This is a genomic window from Agrobacterium vacciniicorymbosi (assembly GCF_040427045.1).
Classification (GTDB): domain Bacteria; phylum Pseudomonadota; class Alphaproteobacteria; order Rhizobiales; family Rhizobiaceae; genus Agrobacterium.
In genome coordinates this window covers 510765-527081 of the sequence record NZ_JBETMF010000002.1, presented here as the reverse complement: position 1 = coordinate 527081, position 16317 = coordinate 510765, and the positions used below count along the sequence as shown (strand labels likewise).

Sequence of the window (16317 nt, the reverse complement as noted above, 5' to 3'; positions counted from 1 at the left end):
GGTTGCAAAATCGTGGCGTTTTTCCGACATGGACAATTTGTAATTCAGCCGCGATGCACAGCTTGTCGCAGTGACAATGGGGAAAAACTGTGGCACGTCAAAAATCATGAGGTTCATTCGCAAAATCATGCAGGACAGGAGTTCGGCTGGCGCTATCGCCACGCTGACGCTTCTGCTGTTTTTGCTACAAGGCCTCGTCAACGGTGTTGCCAATGGCAATATGGCCTCGGTGGCACTGGCGGCTGGCGATATCATCTGTTCCAGCCACATGCCGGAAGGTGCATCTGGCAAGCAGGACCCCGCTGGCAAACTCGCCAATAACTGTTGCGGCACGCTCTGTCGCCTTGCAACCGCCGCTGCCATTATCCTTCCGGATTCGCCGACTGAGCCGGTCAGCAGCTTTGCCCTCGCAATCGAAGGCCGCTTCCAGCACGCCGAAGCGAAACTATCGCCGCAGCCGCCCAACCGCGAATCCCAGCCCCGCGCCCCTCCCTTCGCTTAGCAACTCTGAGAAAAGCCTCGGCCTGAAGCACGCACGCAACCGCTGTTGCGCAGTTTGGCCGTCAAACCTCATTGTCTAGCGGAGACATATCATGTCCGTCACCACCTCCTTCGAAGGGGAGCGCCAGGCCGCGCAATCTTCTTCCATCAACCTCTACCGCGCCGTCTGGCGCTGGCATTTTTATGCCGGTCTCTTCGTTCTGCCCTTTATGATTTCGCTGGCCATCACCGGCGCGCTGTATCTCTTCAAGGACGAGATCGACGGCATCATCCATGCCGATTTGAAACGCATCGAAATGGTGCAGAACGCCCCGCAAGCCAGCCCATCCGCCATCATCGCATCCGCACTATCAGCCGTTCCCGGCACAGCCGTCAAATATACGACAGCTGCCGACCCTGGCGCTTCGACCGAGATCACCGTCAACACGGCGGATGGCAAGCGTGCCGTCTATGTGAATACCTACACCGGCGAAACCCTCGGCTCCCTGCCGGATCGCGGCACCGTCATGTGGACGGTGCGCTATATCCACAGCCTCAAATATTTCGGCACTTTCGCGCGCTACTTCATCGAAATCGCGGCTGGCTGGTCCATTCTTCTTGTGGCCACGGGCATCTATCTCTGGTGGCCACGCAAACAGACAGGCGGTGTCATCACCGTGCGCGGCACGCCGAAAAAGCGCGTCTTCTGGCGCGATACCCATGCCGTCACAGGCATCTTCGTCGGCGTCTTCATCGTCTTCCTCGCCATAACAGGCATGCCATGGTCCGGCGTCTGGGGTGCCAAGGTCAATGAATGGGCCAACGGCAATAATTTCGGTTACCCGGCTGGCGTGCGGGTGGATGTCCCCATGTCTGGGCAGCATCTGAATGACGTGGCCAAAACCTCATGGTCGCTGGAGCAAGCGCAGATCCCGCAATCCAGCACCCATGATCACGGCCAGCATATGGACCATGGCGATGCCATGGCCCCGATGGATATCGACCCGACCATGCCGCCCATCGGCATAGACAACGCCATCGCCCGCTTCAACCAGCTAGGCCTCCAGCCCGGCTACACCGTAGCCCTGCCCACGACAACAACCGGCGTCTATAGCGGCTCTGTCTATCCGGACGATTTGTCAAAGCAGCGCGTCGTCCATCTCGACCAATATAGCGGCGCACCCCTGATCGACATGAGTTACGCCGATTACGGCCCGCTGGGCAAAGGTCTGGAATGGGGCATCAACGTCCACATGGGCCAAGAATACGGCCTTGCCAACCAGATCATCCTCACCCTCGCCTGCCTCGGCATCATTCTGCTCGCAGTCTCCGGCGGCGTCATGTGGTGGAAACGCCGCCCAAAAGGCTCGCTAGGCGTCCCGCCCCTGCCACAAGAAAAGCGCGTCCTTCACGGCCTCATCGTCTTGCTCGCCATCGGCGGCATGATTTTCCCGCTGGTGGGCGTGAGTTTGGTGGTAATGCTGGGATTGGATTTAGCGGTGCAAAAATTCAGCCGGCACAAAGCCGCATAAAATAAAGGCCGGGAGCAATCCCGGCCATTTCAATACAGCGACAAAACGCTCAATCCTGTTCGTAGACGACCCATGCCTTCTCAAAGTGACGGTTTTTCAGATCGTCCTTTTTCATCAGCACATAGATGGCTCCGGGCAAATCGTTTCCTGCGGCTTTATCGCTTCCAATTTGAAGAACCAGCTGCCAGTCGTCTGCGTGTGTGAGGAGAGCCTTGGCGGCATCGGTATCATAAGCATCAGATGTCCCGGCATAGATACCATTCGACGCTAGCTGGCTTTGGGATTGCATGCTGGACTGAATGGCGCGGGGCCAACCGCCAAGTTGATGATTGCCGCCACCTTCCTCGGTGGGCCACCCCAGAGAATACAGCCACTCATGATAGGTTTGTTCGTCATGACCTGATGCGGGTTGCAGAACGTCCCATGAGGTACTGGCAATCGGAATGGTGCTGACGATCGCCCGGCTCGTCACAGACATGGGATAAAGAGCCGCTACAGCCGGGAAATCCATCAGCACGGATGGAACATCGACCCGTTTGAGCTTTTCGCGCGGGGTTTCATCGTAAATGATCTGCCATCCGACCCGAGACTGTGGCTTAAAGCCCGCCGGTATCTGCGGCAGGTCGTAGAAAAACAGCAACCTGCCTTTCCTCGGCAGATCTGAGGCGAACCCCCGCTTCTGCGCCATGACTTCAAGATCGATCTGCGCGATGAAAGTCAGTGGGAATGGCTCGGCAACGGCATCAGCTTTTGCCCGCAACTCATCTGCTGCCTCTTTTACACCTTCGGATGAACGCTGAAATATCTTGTCTAGATCGACTCCTTTCAGATCAACGTCTGCCTCCTTGAAGAGTGCCAACGTCCCTGCATTCACCTCTTTGTTAAATCTCTTTCGTGCCTCGAGAAAAGCTTGCCCCTCCTTCCCCATCCAGGGCGGTACGAGGCCTGCATCGGCATAAAGATTGGCGGCATCCGTCTCCAGTTCACGTGCCATCTCCATACCATCTTCATACGCAGGTCGCACCGGCCATGGCATAGTGTCCGGCAAGTCGGGCCGCCCACCGAATTTGCTCGCACCAATCGGAATTCGGCTCTCATCTTCGGATGTCGTATCCAGAACCTGCGCGTCTCTCGCCAGCGTCACGATACTTTTGGTGCCAGCGACAGAAATCCCTGCCTGCTTCAATCGACTGGTAAGGTCGTCACGTGATTGCGGAAGCTGGATTGTCTCAGTCATCTGCGCGAAACCTCCGTTGACCGGAAAAACGGACACAATTGCGCTCAGCAATAGGACTGGAATCGTTTTCAAACGCATGATACTCCTCCAGAAACACAGCCCTGAGCTGTTAAAACTTCAATGGAAACCTATGTCTGCAGGCGGTAACGGTAAAGCTGTTTCGCGCAGGAGGCAGATGTGTTCTGGAATATCACTCCATCTTTCATATTTTACATGCTCTTCGTCCTGTTGACGGTGGGCGTACTCGTCTCCGCGCATCTATTATGGATTATTCAGTACACAACCCGCATTTGGCGTTTACCAAATTCAAAAACACTGAAAATCGCAAAAATTGCGCTGATTATCGTGACCCCTATCTTAAGCTTTTACGCAATAGAGGCGTGGCGGTATTTTCAAATGCCTTCTTCGGAGCGACCGGCACCGGATAGACGCTACTTCATAGTACCCATTATGGTAGTCCTTCTAACGGGCTTTGGGGCAATCAACGGAACAATCCGCCGCTCGTCTGTCGAGGATGTCGGCTGGCTTCACGGATTAGAGGGATTTGCGACACTTTTGGGCTGGTACATAGCGCTCTATTTGCCATATCACATGTTAGCGAAGCTTTTGACCATCAGCCACCGTGGCCCTTTACTCAGCCGCGTTAATGCGCTCCCTATAGCCGTGTTCGCTGGCTTGTATTTCATACCTTAAGTATGATCGACCCGGTACACCTTGCAAACCAGTCCATCCGGCGTCCGATAGGTCCGAAACCCCATCGCCTCATAATAGGCCTGCCCCAGCGGATTATCCGCACCGATGCTCGCATCAATATTCTCAAGCCCCACAGCCTTGGCAGCAGCCAGGGTCGCACGAAACAGCCCCGAGCCAACACCCTGACGAGCAGCGCGCGGGCTGACATGGGTGCCGATGATGCCCCAGCCCTCTGCTACACCGTAGGGATTGTCGGACCATGAATGCCGCAGAGACTGAAAGCCCAGGATCCGTCCTTCGTCATCCACAGCCACGAAACAATCGATGCGGTTCTCCGCCTCGATGTAGTTTGCCCGCACCTGCGCAAGATCACCTGGAACCTTGCGAAGGCCAGCGGCAAATATCTCGTCGTGAACGGCTTTCATGCCTTCGGCATCGGATGGGGTGGCGGGTCTGATCATCATCGTTCAGTTCCTGTGATATTTGGAAATGTCCTATCGCCGCTCCGCGAGCCGATAAACCTCGCTTCGGTCACGCCTGCCCACGGCAATCACCACGACAAGTATCTGCGCGTCGCGCACCTCATAGACCAGCCTATAACCCGCACCGCGCAGCTTGATCTTGTATCGGTCGTTGTGTCCGGAAAGCTTGGCCGATGGCACACGTGGATTTTCCAGACGTTCCGCCAGCTTTTTCTTGAATTGCTCACGCGTGTTGCTGTCCAGCTTTCGCCATTCCTTCAGCGCGGCATCGAGAAAACCTAGCTCATAGTTCATCGAGCTTGACGCGAATAACGGCATCGCTGGAACGGGCGTCGGCTATTGCGTTCAGCTCGATATCGTCAAGCCGCTCCATCATCGCCTCGTAAGCCTTGGCGGGCACACAATAGAAAGCAGGCTCATTGCGATTGAGAATCGCAACCGCGGCGCCTTCGCCGGCGGCAACAGTCCCCATGGGATTTCTCTTGAGTTCGGAAACACTCGCCGTCATTTCAGCCAGAACAACATGCGTCATCTTTGAACCTCGGAACGCTATTTAGCGTGCTTATAATAGCACTCTAAACAGGTCTTTCAAGATGGCGCATATCCACCATCAAGACCGGAACAAGAACGAAGCCCCGAACGCGATCAGCGCAAATCCGATCACATGGTTGATCGTCAGGCTTTCCTTCAGCCAGAACACTGAGAACAGCGCAAACACCGTCAGCGTGATGACTTCCTGCATCGTCTTCAACTGTGCCGTCGAATAGACTTCGGAACCCATGCGGTTGGCAGGCACGGCCAGGCAATATTCGAACAGAGCGATGCCCCAGCTGACGAGAATGGCGAGGAAAAGCGCGCTGCCCTTGTGCTTGAGGTGGCCGTACCAGGCGAAGGTCATGAAGACATTCGAGGCAATCAGCATGACAACCGGCCAGATGTGCGCAGGGGTTATGGAAAAAGGCATGACGGACCTTTGAAAATGGGAGGGAATGTTGGTGCAAGAGGGAACCTGTTCCGGCTTGCGACGTATTGCTTAGCGCAGGATGCAGCAAACAGGAACAGGATTTTGACGCGCCCTTTACCGGGTGGTGAGGGCGCGTGAAGAACGCAAAACTTTCCAACTTGTTCCGACGCGCCCAACGTTTCCTGTTTGTACTCATATTTTAGGCCCCGCCCCTTCACTTTCAACTGGACTCTCTCCATATTCCGACCATGGCCAGATCACCGAAAAAACCCTCCGACAAAACCTCCCGCTCCGATGGCTTCGCAGAAATGCCGCAAGCCCCTTTCGAAGGCGCGCCGCTCTCCGGCAGCGTATCCGATTGGGTGAAGCAGTTGGAGGCCGAGGCCGAAGCGTCTTCGGTGGAGACCCAGCGCGAGGTCGCGTCGAAGGCGGGCAAGCACCGCAAGAAGATCGAGATCGAGGCGCGCAAACAGGCCATCGAAGAGGCCGAGAAGGCCAAGAGCGGCGGCAGCGTCAATAAGAAGGCGACCGCCCAGAAGACATCGCGCGGCGTGTCCATCGGTGCATCCAACGATCCGAAGACCCGTGCCGCTGCCGGTCTTAACCCCGTTGCGGGCATGGATGTCAGCCTTGAGGATGCCGAAAACCTCGCCACCGGCGCGGTGACGGCCACGGTCGAGGCGCTGTCGGCACTGATTGAAAGCGGCAATCCGCTGTTCAAGGACGGCAAGATGTGGACGCCGCACCGCCCTGCCCGTCCGGCCAAGTCCGAAGGCGGGATTACCATCCGCATGGCCTCGGATTTCGAACCGGCGGGCGATCAGCCCACCGCCATCAAGGACTTGGTCGAGGGTATCAATTCCGGCGAGCGCTCTCAGGTGCTGCTCGGCGTCACCGGCTCGGGCAAGACCTTTACGATGGCGAAGGTCATCGAGGCCACCCAGCGGCCCGCCGTCATTCTCGCGCCTAACAAGACTTTGGCGGCGCAGCTCTATTCAGAGTTCAAGAACTTCTTCCCCGACAATGCGGTAGAATATTTCGTCTCCTACTACGATTATTACCAGCCGGAAGCCTATGTGCCGCGCTCGGATACCTTCATCGAGAAGGAATCCTCGATCAACGAACAGATCGACCGCATGCGCCACTCCGCCACCCGCTCGCTGCTGGAGCGGGATGACTGCATCATCGTGGCCTCCGTATCGTGCATTTACGGTATCGGCTCGGTGGAAACCTACACCGCCATGACCTTCCAGATGGCCATTGGCGACAGGCTGGATCAGCGCCAGCTTCTGGCCGACCTCGTGGCCCAGCAATATAAACGTCGCGATATGGATTTCCAGCGCGGCTCCTTCCGCGTGCGCGGCGATACCATCGAAATCTTCCCTGCCCACCTGGAAGATGCCGCATGGCGCATCTCCATGTTCGGAGACGAGATCGACTCGATCACCGAGTTCGATCCGCTCACCGGCCAAAAAACCGGTGACCTGCAATCGGTCAAGATTTACGCCAACTCGCACTATGTCACCCCACGCCCCACGCTGAACGGCGCCATCCGCTCCATCAAGGAAGAGCTGAAAGGCCGTCTGGCCGAGTTGGAAAAGGCCGGACGCCTGCTGGAAGCCCAGCGGCTGGAGCAGCGCACTCGCTATGATATCGAAATGCTGGAGGCCACCGGCTCCTGCGCGGGCATCGAGAACTATTCACGCTATCTCACCGGCCGCAACCCCGGCGAGCCGCCGCCGACCCTGTTCGAATATATCCCCGACAACGCCCTGCTGTTCATCGATGAAAGCCACGTTTCCGTCAGCCAGATTGGCGGCATGTACCGGGGCGACTTCAGGCGCAAGGCGACGTTGGCCGAATATGGCTTTCGCCTGCCATCCTGCATGGACAACCGACCATTGCGCTTCGAAGAATGGGATGCGATGCGCCCGCCAACGGTTGCCGTTTCGGCCACGCCGGGCAATTGGGAGATGGAACAGTCCGGCGGCGTCTTTGCCGAACAAGTCATCCGCCCTACGGGCCTCATCGATCCGCCGGTCGAAATCCGCTCTGCCCGCAGCCAGGTGGATGACGTGCTGGGCGAAATCCGCGAGACGGCGCAGGCCGGATATCGCACCCTCGTGACCGTGCTGACCAAGCGCATGGCCGAAGACCTCACCGAATATCTGCATGAACAGGGCGTGCGCGTGCGCTACATGCACTCGGATATCGACACGCTGGAACGCATCGAAATCATCCGCGATCTGCGCCTCGGCGCGTTCGACGTTCTCGTCGGCATCAACCTGCTGCGCGAAGGTCTCGACATTCCCGAATGCGGCTTCGTCGCCATTCTCGATGCCGATAAGGAAGGCTTCCTGCGATCGGAAACCTCGCTCATCCAGACCATCGGTCGTGCGGCGCGTAACGTCGATGGCAAGGTCATTCTCTATGCCGATAACATCACCGGCTCCATGAAGCGGGCGATGGAAGAAACCAGCCGCCGCCGCGAAAAGCAGGTGGCCTACAACACCGAACACGGCATAACGCCCGAATCCGTCAAGGCTCGCATCTCGGATATTCTCGACAGCGTCTACGAGCGCGACCACGTCCGCGCCGATATCTCCGGCACATCCGGCAAGGGCTTTGCGGATGGCGGCCACATGGTCGGCAACAATCTTCAGGCTCACCTCAACGCGCTGGAAAAATCCATGCGCGACGCCGCCGCCGACCTCGACTTCGAAAAAGCCGCCCGCCTCCGCGACGAAATCAAACGCCTCAAAGCCGCCGAACTCGCGGCTATGGACGACCCAATCGCCAAGGAAGAGGCGAAGTCGCTGGAGGGCAGCGGCAAGAAGGGTGCAAAGAAGGATCCTTCGAGGCTCCGCCCTACGGGCTCCGCGCCTCAGGATGAGGGCGGTGCTTCTGACGAAAACGGCGCTGTCGGAGAACCTCATGGTGAGGAGGCCCAGGGGGCCGTCTCGAACCACGAGAACCACGAGGGCGGCACCGCCAAATCCCTCTTCGCCAAACCCACCCTCGACAACATGGGCCCCGGCACCGATACCGCCAAGCCCCTGTTCCGCAAAAACTCCCTCGACGAAATGACCGTTGGCCGCACCGAAAAGCCCGTCAAAGGCAACGTCCCGCCGAAACCGGTAACGGAACCCGGCAAACGTTTTTCACCGTTGCTGGAAGGCCAGCCCGAACGCGCTACAGGCGGCAAGGACGACCCCCGCCCCGTCGCACGCGGCAAGGTCGGCGTAGGCTCCTACGAAGACCCCGGCGAGCAGAAGCGCAAGGGACGGACGAAGGGCAAGACCGGAAGACCGGGGCGGTAACACCAGCGCTCTGGTTCATCGCTTGTTTGCCGCAGGGCGTCATCTCTCTGCGCAAACCGAGCTTCGACCTTTGACCAACGCGTAACACCTCCCGGCGAATCCGACCCCATTCGTTCGGAACCTCACGTGAAAACGCGCGTTGTCGAAACATTGCAACCGGCAGAGGGAGACAGGAAACAATGCGCGCAAAGATCATCGCAACATCGCTCTTGTTGTTCGTCTTGACGGCTGGCGGCGGTGTCGCTGGTTCTCTCAAGGATGCGACCTTTCATAGCAATGCCCTGAATGCCGATCTGGCGGTCAATATCTACCGCCCGGATGGCGATCCGCCAGAGAATGGCTGGCCAGTTTTGTATCTGCTGCACGGGCATGATGGCGATCAGAACAGTTGGCGTGATCTCGGCAACATCGAAAAGACACTGGACGCGATGATTGCGGCCGGCACCATCTGCCCACTGGTTGTGGTGATGCCGGGCGTGAAGAACAGCTGGTATGTGGATTCGAGCGCGGTGGGCGGTCCCGGCGATTATGAGACGGCACTAACGGTGGATTTGCGCAGGCAGGTGGAAAACACAATGCCCGTCCGCAAGGATCGCGCTGGCCGCGCCATCATCGGCCTTTCCATGGGTGGCTTCGGCGCACTGCATCTGGCCTATTCCCATGAGGACCTCTACGCCGCCCTCGCCAGCCTTTCCGGCGCAATCTGGCAGAACGTGCCCGCCCCCGATCTGGACAAGACGCCCGCCGAGCTGAAACTCATTCAGGACAGCGCCTTCTTCCACCGCCTCGACCGCACCACCGTCACCAGCGGCATCGTCCTGCCCTCCACCGGCGACCACTTCTCGGGCGCCTTCGGCACTCCCTTCGATGCAAGACTGTTCAACGAAAAGAACGTCTTCACGACAGTTGCCCAACACGTCGCCGAAGCCCAGGACCTGCCCGCCACCTATCTCACCGTCGGCGACGATGACGGTTTCTCCCTATGGCGCGGCGCCGTCGCCCTCCACGAAACCCTGCAAGCCGACAACCGTAAATCCGAGTTGCGGATTACGGATGGGGACCATGTTTGGGACGTGTGGAAAGTGTCGATTATTGATGCGTTGAAGTTTGTGGATGGGGAACTGGCCCATTCAAGTGACAACAACATGCCGTAGTTGAATAATAAGCGTTAGGCAGTCTCAAATCTGAACAGGAATGATTGGGAGATATCTGCAAGCACCTTTAAAGAATATCAAAAAGAGTTAAAAACTTGTGATACTGATCCACGCCGCCATAGAAGCCGAAAAAATCGACTTGTTTTAATGGAGAGACTAATTGGAAGTCGCTTATCATTTTTTAAAGGAATCGAATGCCAAATTTTACGTAAGTGAACGGCTAGTGCTAGTAAATGCGAACTCTCAGACCTTTAAGGTTAAAAGAAGAGCTCATCAACGGCGAAAACATATTGTAAGCGTCGCTTATACACGCTATACGTGATTTGCAGGAGTAAGGATATGGCACCAAACAACACAAAAAAAATATTAATAAACTATTTAAGCAAAGCGAGGAAAATCTTAACTATATATACGGTTATTTTTCGAAAAAAAAAATAAGCTCGATCAAAATTGAGACTGTAAAAAAAGATTTATCCGACAAGATATCAGAAGATTATATTTCCGAATTATTTAATTTTTCTATATCTATACTTCATACAAAAAGAGAGAATAACCAATTCCAGTTAGAGAACTTACTGTTAAGGGATGAAGAACTAGCGGACTTTTCAGAAGAGAAAAAGAAACTAATCCTGGGTATTGTTAACTCTAGACTGATGGGTGCTATCTCTAAAGCTGCGTTCCTCGGGTTTGATGCTGGGATGCTATTTCAATCCATCTCCTCTTTGGTTGATATTCGGCCTATATTTGACAACGAGAAAAGCGATATAATTGGCAGTATCATTCTCCCATCCATTAAATTGTCATTCTATGATGTAGCTAACTCGGAAATGAAAAATATGTCGATAGTAATGGATGAATCCGATATAGCGCTTACATTGGACATTCTAGGGGAAATAATAAATAAAATAAAATCTATTCGCTCAAATTCAAATATTGGAACCAATGAAAACTGCATTGTAGTAGGTGAGGTGAAAATATAATGTCATCAAACCTTGACGCGATCGAGTTTCCCAAGCGAAATCCATCAACGCAGTTTCAGCTTTCTGAAACTGAAGAGGGTTTCGCTTACATAAAAAGCGTAAAGAATCGAACGTCTAAATTCGTCTCACATAGAAGAAGAGATGAAAGAATATTTTATAACTCTAGAATCTCTTCTGTAGATACTTTGGAACTAGAAAAAAAATTATCTGATCTTAGAAGAGATTTTGACGAGGCATTTTCCAAAGAAAATCTTTCAAGCAACGACAATATTGCATTCAAAAATGCATATCCTGATCAGTGCCTAATTTTAGCATCAAAAATTCTACCGACAGCGACAGGATCTTTTATATTTTTTTTATCGTATAAAATATTTACAGAATGGGCAGATTCACTTTTTTTTGCGTCTATCTACTCCATCATAGCTATCACAATGATACCTTTATACATCATATCACGCGCTATAGAAAAAAAGCTCAGCCAGGGGGCAGAAAGTTGATACGGACTATTTTTTGGATTGTGATCCTTACTGCATCCGCATCTGCTGCAGTAGCAATATACATGCCAAACAGCGTGATCAACCTTATAGGAAGCATAGAAGCGAGAGTTGTATTATTTACTTTGTCTTGGCTACTACTTTTAGTTTTAGGTCTCTACATCTACTGGTTTTATTTCGATCTAAAACCGGTGCGTGTCACCGCCGGAATCTGTAAAACACTTACAGCGATTTTGTTTTTTTCTGCGTCAGCAAGCGCATTTGGCATGCCTCAAATCTCCTCTATAAAAATTTCGGATAACTCTTTTTACATGGACATTGTGAACAGCGACACAAAAATGCACCAAGTGGCAATGTGCGCACTGTTCGGACTGTTAGTGTCTGGTCTTATCTTCATTCTTGCTTACTACATTGAAAAAAAGACGGTTAGTTGATTCTTATAGCGCATAAATCTACCGAATAATCTAGGAACCAAACCCACCCCAGCCCGTTCTTCCCCCGGACACCGTGTCCGATACTGAAAGGGAAGAAACATTATGAAAAACAAGGTTTTCGCACTCGCTGCCGCCGCAGTTTTGTCCGCCTCCGCTGTTTATGCGCAGACGTCGACACCGGCTCCAGCCGCCCCTGCGGCTTCTGGCGCGGATGCAACATTGTCGGGTCCGGGCATCACCATGGGCACCAAGGCAAATGGCCCTTTGAAGTTCGTCAACGTGCAGAAGACAGACCTCACTGCCTCGCAGCTTGAGGGTCTGGATATCTACAACGCCCAGAACGAAAATATCGGTGAAATTGAAGATGTCGTGATTGGCGATGGCAAGTCCGTGATCGGTCTGGTTGCCAGCGTTGGCGGCTTCCTGGGCATCGACAAGAGCTATGTCGTTCTCGACCCTGCTTCCGTTGCCATCAACAATGATAACGGCACATGGAAGGCCTATGTAGACACAACGAAGGACGCGCTTACGAACGCTCCGAAGCTGGACTATGACAAGCTGGACGATTGATTCATCCAGATAGGCGGCTAATATCCGCCAGTCTTCAAGCCCACCGACAGTTGGTTCGTCCAATCGTCGGTGGGCTTTTTGTTTGAGCCTTTATGGCAGCGCAGAGCCTATGGACGATAGTTGCCATGTTGTGCCTGGGAATGATGTGGCCAAATCCTCGGCATATGGCGAGGATGACGAAGAAGAGAGTGTCGAAGCCCTCCGTCCTCGCCCTATGCATGCTTACCCGCCGAACTTACCACTGCGTGGGAAACCCTTCGGCACGGTGCGGCCTGCGGTGGCGCGGTCAGCCATCCATTCCAGCAGCTCGTCACCCACCTTGGAGAAGGAGCGCCCGGCGCTGTCTTCCCATGTCAGGCCCGTTGCCAGTGCAAAGCATTTGACGTCTGAAATGCCGCCATCCTTGTAGCGTTGCAAGCGCACGCCCTTGCCGCGTGACATTTCCGGCACCTGTGCCATTGGGAAGGTCAGCATCTTGCGGTTTTCGCCAACCACGGCGATGTGGTCGCCGCTGACAGGCACGACCAGCTTCATCTCATCTGGCATGGCCACGTTCATGATCTGCTTGCCCTTGCGGGTATTGGCCACCATTTCCGTTTCCGCCACAACGAAGCCGTTGCCGGCGGTCGATGCCAGAAGCAGCTTGCGCGAGGGGTCGTGGACGAAGGCGGTCAGAATATCCTGATCGTTTTCCATATCGACCATGATGCGCACCGGCTCCCCATGGCCACGCCCGCCCGGCAGCTTGTCCGCACCCAGCGTATAGGCCTTGCCGCCCGTCGTCACCAAAAGCAGCTTGTCGGTCGTCTGCGCCGGGAAAGCCAGCTTCGGGCCATCGCCTTCTTTGAAGGTCAGCGCCGAGGTATCGGTCATGTGACCCTTCAGCGCCCTGATCCAGCCCTTTTGCGAGATGACGATGGTGACAGGTTCTTTCTCGATCATCGCCTGCTGAATGGCGTCCATATCGGCGGTCGGCGCATCGGCAAACTGCGTGCGGCGCTCGCCCAGCTTGGTGGCCTTGGCGTATTTCTTCTTCGTCTCGCCGATTTCCCAGGCGATGGTCTGCCACTGCTTGTCAGTGGATGCCAGAAGCGATTCGATTTCCGCCTTCTCGCTGCTCAGGCCATCGAACTCCGTGCGGATTTCGATTTCCTCCAGCTTGCGCAAGGCGCGCAGACGCATGTTGAGAATGGCTTCGACCTGAATATCGGTCAGCCCCCACTTCTCCATCATCACAGGCTTCGGCTCATCCTCTTCGCGGATGATGCGAATGACCTCATCAATGTTGAGATAGGCAACCAGCAAGCCGCCCAGAATTTCCAGGCGTCTGTCGATAGCAGCAAGGCGGAAGCGCGAGCGGCGCACCAGCACGTCGCGGCGGTGGTCCAGCCATTCCTTCAACACTTCGTTCAGCGCCATGACCTTGGGAATACGGCCCATGGATAGAACGTTCATGTTGAGCGGAATGCGGCTTTCGAGGTCCGACAGGCGGAACAGCGATTCCATCAGCAGCGTGGCATCCACTGTCCGGTTTTTGGGAACCAGCACGACGCGAACGTCTTCGGCGGATTCGTCGCGCACATCTTCTAGCAGCGGCAGTTTGCGCGCCAGAAGCAGCTCGGCAATCTTTTCGATCAGGCGGGATTTCTGCACCTGATAGGGAATTTCGGTGATGACGATCTGGTATCCGCCACGGCCGAGGTCTTCGACAACCCACTTCGCCCGCACGCGGAAGCCGCCGCGGCCGGTGCGATAGGCCTCCAGCATGCTTTCGCGGCTTTCGGTGATGATACCGCCGGTGGGAAGGTCCGGTCCCTCGATGCCGCCACGCTCGGGATGCGCCGGGTCGAACATCAAGTCCTCGACGGTCGCATCGGGGTTCTTGATCAGCCGCAGCGCCGCATCGCACAGCTCATGGGCGTTGTGCGGCGGAATGCTGGTGGCCATGCCCACGGCGATGCCGGAGGTGCCGTTTGCCAGAAGGTTGGGAAACGCGCCGGGCATGACGACCGGCTCTTCGTCTTCCTCATTATAGGTCGGGCGGAAATCGACGGCGTCCTGCTCGATGCCTTCCAGCAGCAGGGCCGCCACTTCGGTCATGCGCGCTTCGGTGTAACGATAGGCGGCGGCACCATCGCCATCGATGTTGCCGAAGTTGCCCTGGCCGTCCACGATGGGGTAACGCTGCGAGAAATCCTGCGCCAGACGCACCAGCGCATCATAGACCGACTGGTCACCATGCGGGTGGAATTTACCGATGACGTCACCGACGATACGCGCGCATTTCTTGAAGGCCGAGTTGGGGCGAATGCCCATCTCGCTCATGGCATGAATGATGCGGCGATGCACGGGCTTGAGGCCGTCGCGCACATCCGGCAGCGCACGGTGCATGATGGTCGATAGCGCATAGGCCAGATAGCGCTCTTCAAGCGCGGCCTTGAGGTCAATCGGCAATACGTGGTCGTCGTCTCCGCCGGACGGAGGAAGAAGATTTTTTCCCATGCTGCTTGACTAGCGGAAATGCCGATTTCCAGCAAGGAATCAGGACTTTTCCGCTGTGGATGACGGTGGCCAAACGTATATTTTTCGTTAATCTTGTTTTTATGCCGCAATTCAGCCATTCGTTACAAACTACGAATGGAATATACGGGTGCTATGCCCCGGATATAAATGCACAAATCCAGTTGTCGATCGCCAGTTTTTCATACCTACGAGGGAAGAGACAGAATGAGACTTCAATCCACCCGGCAGTTTCTGTTTGCCAGCGCCGCGGCGTTTGCATTTGCATCACCGGCATTCGCACTCGACGGCGCAGATGTGCTGAAGAAGATCAATGCGGCCTACAGCGTACAGGGCGCGGCTGTCGAAGCAAAATCGATTGCTGTCGATGGCAGCACGGTCACGCTGAGCGGTGTGACCTTCGGCACGGCAGCCGATCCTTCGCAGAAAATCCCGGTCGGTAATGTTACGCTGGATGGCGTCGAAGAAAACAACGGTGGCTACACCATTGAAAAGATGAGCTTCGACAACATCAAGTTCGCGCAGGAAGGCATCGCCGTCGATGCCAGCGACATCTACATGACCGGCGTCACCGTCCCTGCCGATACCACCACCGGCAAACTGGACTCGATGCTGTTCTACGAAGAGGCCCATAGCGGCCCTGTCACCGTCAAGATGGGTGAGAAGGAAAGCTTCTCCGTTGCGGAAACCACCACGACGATCAGCAAGAGCGAAGATGAAGGCACCGTCAGCTTCGATCTCAACGCAAACGGCTTCAAGGCCGATCTCAGCGGCGTGACCGACCCAAAGACCAAGGACGCCATCGACAAGCTGCAGGTGCAGACGCTGACCGGCGACCTGACGATGAACGGTTCCTGGGAACTCGCGCCCGGCACGTTGACGGTTGATGAATATGCCATCGACCTCAAGGATGTCGGCCGCCTCAACATGGCCTTCAGCTTCTCCGGCTATACGCTGAACTTCATCAAGTCCATGCAGGAAGCCGTCAAGGCACAGGCCGCCAACCCCAACAAGGAACAGGCGGATCAGGCAGCCGGTCTGGCCATGCTTGGTCTTGTCCAGCAGTTGAGCTTCATCAGCGCGGAAATCAGCTTCGAAGATGCCAGCATCACCAAGCGCGCCATCGATTATGCGGCTGGCGAACAGAACATGACGGGCGAGCAGCTGTCTCAGACCATCAAGGGCATGGTACCGTTGATGATGGCGCAGCTGAACGTACCGGAACTGCAAAACGCGGTTTCCGCAGCCGTCAACGCCTATATCGATGACCCCAAGAACTTCACCATCTCTGCCGAACCGGCGAAGCCCGTCCCCTTCCCCATGATCATGGGTGCGGCCATGGGCGCGCCGAACACCATTCCCCAGGTTCTGGGTGTAACGGTTACGGCCAACGAATAGTCGTCTTTTGGTCTAAAAAAGCCCCGGCGCAGCGATGCTCCGGGGCTTTTTGTTGGGTT

The 16317-nt window shown here is 55.4% G+C and carries 15 protein-coding genes; 9 read left to right on the top strand and 6 right to left on the bottom strand.

The window, feature by feature from the left end; translation table 11 throughout:
* The first annotated feature begins 106 nt into the window (after positions 1–106).
* Entirely contained in the window at positions 107–502 is a 396-nt protein-coding gene (locus ABUK73_RS05850; protein ID WP_353576430.1) for a DUF2946 family protein, read from the top strand.
* Between the two features lie 91 nt (positions 503–593).
* Positions 594–2012, top strand: a complete 1419-nt coding sequence (locus ABUK73_RS05845) for a PepSY-associated TM helix domain-containing protein (protein ID WP_353576429.1) — start codon at positions 594–596, stop codon at positions 2010–2012.
* Positions 2013–2061: 49 nt separating this feature from the next.
* On the opposite strand, the gene ABUK73_RS05840 is transcribed toward ABUK73_RS05845, so the two are convergent.
* A complete protein-coding gene (locus tag ABUK73_RS05840) occupies positions 2062–3327 on the bottom strand; it encodes a DUF1963 domain-containing protein (protein ID WP_353576428.1) in 1266 nt (421 codons plus the stop codon).
* Between the two features lie 99 nt (positions 3328–3426).
* On the opposite strand from ABUK73_RS05840, the gene ABUK73_RS05835 reads away from it, so the two are divergent.
* Positions 3427–3942, top strand: a complete 516-nt coding sequence (locus ABUK73_RS05835; RefSeq protein WP_353576427.1) for a hypothetical protein — start codon at positions 3427–3429, stop codon at positions 3940–3942.
* On the opposite strand, the gene ABUK73_RS05830 is transcribed toward ABUK73_RS05835, so the two are convergent.
* The 4 genes from ABUK73_RS05830 to ABUK73_RS05815 all read right to left on the bottom strand — a co-directional run bounded on the left by ABUK73_RS05830 (position 3939) and on the right by ABUK73_RS05815 (position 5388).
* Positions 3939–4406, bottom strand: coding sequence for a GNAT family N-acetyltransferase (locus ABUK73_RS05830; RefSeq protein WP_353576426.1), 468 nt, complete (start codon positions 4404–4406; stop codon positions 3939–3941). The two genes, ABUK73_RS05835 and ABUK73_RS05830, sit on opposite strands and share 4 nt — an antisense overlap.
* Before the next feature lie 30 nt (positions 4407–4436).
* Positions 4437–4718: a type II toxin-antitoxin system RelE family toxin gene (locus tag ABUK73_RS05825; protein WP_353576425.1), complete on the bottom strand. Its 282-nt coding sequence runs from the start codon at positions 4716–4718 to the stop codon at positions 4437–4439.
* Complete coding sequence (locus tag ABUK73_RS05820) at positions 4708–4956, bottom strand: type II toxin-antitoxin system Phd/YefM family antitoxin (RefSeq protein WP_353576424.1); 249 nt, start codon at positions 4954–4956, stop codon at positions 4708–4710. The genes ABUK73_RS05825 and ABUK73_RS05820 overlap by 11 nt, the downstream gene beginning before the upstream one ends.
* 78 nt (positions 4957–5034) lie before the next feature.
* Positions 5035–5388, bottom strand: a complete 354-nt coding sequence (locus tag ABUK73_RS05815; protein ID WP_353576423.1) for a DMT family protein — start codon at positions 5386–5388, stop codon at positions 5035–5037.
* 248 nt (positions 5389–5636) lie between these two features.
* Here ABUK73_RS05815 and uvrB point away from each other — a divergent pair, with 248 nt between their 5' ends.
* From uvrB to ABUK73_RS05790, 5 genes are all read left to right on the top strand, one after another.
* Complete coding sequence (gene uvrB / locus ABUK73_RS05810; protein ID WP_353576422.1) at positions 5637–8708, top strand: excinuclease ABC subunit UvrB; 3072 nt, start codon at positions 5637–5639, stop codon at positions 8706–8708.
* A gap of 179 nt (positions 8709–8887) precedes the next feature.
* Complete coding sequence (locus ABUK73_RS05805) at positions 8888–9862, top strand: alpha/beta hydrolase (RefSeq protein ID WP_353576421.1); 975 nt, start codon at positions 8888–8890, stop codon at positions 9860–9862.
* Positions 9863–10841: 979 nt separating this feature from the next.
* On the top strand, positions 10842–11339 hold the full coding sequence (locus ABUK73_RS05800) for a hypothetical protein (RefSeq protein WP_353576420.1): 498 nt from the start codon (positions 10842–10844) through the stop codon (positions 11337–11339).
* Complete coding sequence (locus ABUK73_RS05795; RefSeq protein WP_353576419.1) at positions 11336–11770, top strand: hypothetical protein; 435 nt, start codon at positions 11336–11338, stop codon at positions 11768–11770. The genes ABUK73_RS05800 and ABUK73_RS05795 overlap by 4 nt, the downstream gene beginning before the upstream one ends.
* A gap of 102 nt (positions 11771–11872) precedes the next feature.
* Complete coding sequence (locus tag ABUK73_RS05790; protein WP_113086911.1) at positions 11873–12340, top strand: PRC-barrel domain-containing protein; 468 nt, start codon at positions 11873–11875, stop codon at positions 12338–12340.
* 222 nt (positions 12341–12562) lie between these two features.
* Here ABUK73_RS05790 and parC read toward each other — a convergent pair whose 3' ends face one another.
* Positions 12563–14842, bottom strand: coding sequence for a DNA topoisomerase IV subunit A (gene parC / locus ABUK73_RS05785; RefSeq protein ID WP_353576418.1), 2280 nt, complete (start codon positions 14840–14842; stop codon positions 12563–12565).
* 225 nt (positions 14843–15067) lie between these two features.
* Here parC and ABUK73_RS05780 point away from each other — a divergent pair, with 225 nt between their 5' ends.
* Positions 15068–16258, top strand: a complete 1191-nt coding sequence (locus ABUK73_RS05780; RefSeq protein WP_353576417.1) for a hypothetical protein — start codon at positions 15068–15070, stop codon at positions 16256–16258.
* The last annotated feature ends 59 nt before the right edge of the window (positions 16259–16317 follow it).